We start from the raw sequence: 2,348 nt of genomic DNA, 5'->3' as shown, positions 1-2,348 counted from the left end.
GGCCGCAGCGCGTGCCGACCATCGTGGTGCCGTTTGCCGCCGGTGGCGGCGTCGACGTCGCCACCCGCGCCATCGCCGACCGGGCCGGGGAGGCGCTGGGCCGCCGCCCGGTGATCGAGAATCGCGGGGGCGGCAGCACCATCCCGGCGACGCAGCAGGTCGTCCGCGCCGAGCCGGATGGCTACACCATCCTGGCGGTGCCGACGACGACGGTGATCAACCCGGCCTTCCGCAACGACCTTCCCTATGACTGGCAGGCGGATCTGGTGCCGGTCGGGCTGATCGCGCGGCTGCCTTTCGTGGTGGTGACGCGGGCCGCTTCCCCGGTGCGCGACATGGCGGCGCTGGCCGAGGCGACGCGGCGCGCCGGCACGCCGCTGACCTTCGGCTCGGGCGGGGCCGGGACGGTGGCGCATCTGGCGGGTGAGTTCTTCGGGCTGCGCACCGGCATCGAGGTGCAGCACGTGCCCTATCGCGGCGAGGCGCCGGCGCTGACCGACACCATCGCCGGCAATCTGGACGTGATGTTCTGCAGCCTGGCCGCGGCCTCGGGGCAGATCCGCGCCGGGGCGCTGCGGGCGCTGGGCGTCACCACCGCCGCGCGGGTGGCGAGCCTGCCGGAGGTGCCGACCGTCGCCGAGCAGGGTTTCCCGGGCTATGATGTGTCGGCCTGGATCGCGCTGGCGGTGCCGCGCCGCACCCCCGCCGAGGTGGTGGCGATCCTGAACCGCGCCTTCAACGAGACGCGGCAGGACAGTGCGCTGGCCGCGCGGCTGGCGCAGCTCGGCGCCGAGCCGGCGGGCGGCACGCCCGAGGAGCTGGCCGTCTTCATGCGCCAGGAGGCCACGCTGTGGGCCAAGGTGGTGACCGACGCCAAGGTCCGCCTCGACTGAACTTTTTCTGCTCCACTGACAGAAAAAAGAAGGGGTCCGGGGAATTCATTCCCCGGCCTTGCTGTCCTGCTTTGCAAGGAGGCTGAAGCCATGCTCGCTTTGCGCAAGCCCGCCCCCGCGCCGGGCCTGGTCCTGGCCGATGTCCCCGAGCCTGTCCTGGCCGCGGGCGAGGTGCTGATCCAGGTCGAGGCTGCCGGGATCTGCGGCACCGATGTGCATATCGCCGAGTGGACCGCGGGCTATGAATCGATGCGCGCCGCCATGCCGGTGACGATCGGCCATGAATTCGCCGGGCGGGTGCTGGCGTTGGGCGAGGGCGCGCTGGGTGTCGTGGAGGGCCAGCGCGTGACGGTGCGCCCCTCCACTGTCTGCGGCCGCTGCGCGTCCTGTGCCGGCGGCGATGCGGATGGCTGCACGGCGCGGCGCGGCATCGGCATTGGCCGGGATGGCGCCTTTGCCGCGCGGGTGCGGGTGCCGGCGCTGAACTGCGTCGCGGTGCCGGCGGGTCTGGATGCCGAGCTGGCGGCGATGGCCGAGCCGCTCAGTGTCTCGATGCACGCGGTGGACCTGGCGGCGGTGAAGCCCGGCCAGCGCGTGCTGGTGCTGGGCCCCGGCCCGATCGGGCTGGGCATCCTGATGTTCGCGGCGGCGGCGGGGGCGCAGGTGGTGCTGGCCGGGCATGGCGACGCGGCGCGGCTGGCCGTGGCGCGGGCGCTGTGCCCCGATGTGGTGGCGCTGGACCTCGCCGGCACCGACCTGCCCGCGGCGCTGGAGTCCGCCGGCCAGGCGGCGCCTTTCGACGCGGTGATCGAGGCGGCGGGCGTCACGGCGGCGGTGGAGCAGGGGCTGGCGCGGCTGCGGCGCGGCGGGGTGTTCGTGGTGGCGGGCATCCATGCGCGGCCGGCGCCGATCGACCTGACGCGGCTGGTGCGCCTGGAGCAGACGATGCATGGCGCCTATCGCGCGCCGATCGCCGACTGGCCGCGGGTGCTGGCCTTCCTGGCCCGGCATGGCGAGGTGGCGCGGCGCATGATCACGCACCGGCGGCCGCTGGCCGAGGCGATGTCCGGCTTCGCGGTGGCGCAGGACCGCAGCGCCGCCAAGGTGATGCTGTTCCCGTGAGTGGCGCGCTGCTGGCGCTGTGGAACGGCGCGCGCCCGGACAGCCTGGCCGAATACGAGGCCTGGCACGGCATCGAGCACGCGCCGGAGCGGCTGGGGGTGCCTGGCTTCCGTTTCGCGCGGCGCTACCGCGCCGAGGCTGGCGCGGCGGCAGGCTTCTTTACATGGTACGGGCTGGAGGATCTCGGCGCGCTGGACACCCCCGCCTATGCGGCGCTGCAAGCCGAGCCCACCGCCTGGTCGGCGCGGATGCGGCGCAGCCTGACCGGTTTCCGCCGCCTGCCCGGCCGCGTCCTGGCGGCGGAGGGGCGTGGCCTGGGTGGCGCGCTGGTGA

General features: G+C 74.4%; 2 protein-coding genes and 1 pseudogene. All 3 read left to right on the top strand.

Annotation, left to right across the window (positions count from 1 at the left end; translation table 11 throughout):
* A partial coding sequence (locus HMPREF0731_RS21285) for a tripartite tricarboxylate transporter substrate binding protein (protein ID WP_007006311.1) occupies positions 1-893 on the top strand: 893 nt, incomplete at its 5' end.
* A 90-nt stretch (positions 894-983) separates the two neighbouring features.
* Positions 984-2,015, top strand: a complete 1,032-nt coding sequence (locus HMPREF0731_RS21280; RefSeq protein WP_007006310.1) for a zinc-dependent alcohol dehydrogenase — start codon at positions 984-986, stop codon at positions 2,013-2,015.
* A pseudogene (locus HMPREF0731_RS21275) lies at positions 2,012-2,348 on the top strand (hypothetical protein); the annotation flags it as partial. The gene HMPREF0731_RS21280 and the pseudogene HMPREF0731_RS21275, both read left to right, overlap by 4 nt.

This window comes from Pseudoroseomonas cervicalis ATCC 49957 (genome assembly GCF_000164635.1).
Lineage (GTDB): Bacteria > Pseudomonadota > Alphaproteobacteria > Acetobacterales > Acetobacteraceae > Pseudoroseomonas > Pseudoroseomonas cervicalis.
The sequence above is the reverse complement of the archived record's forward strand: the minus strand, read 5'-3'. Positions and strand labels throughout refer to the sequence as shown.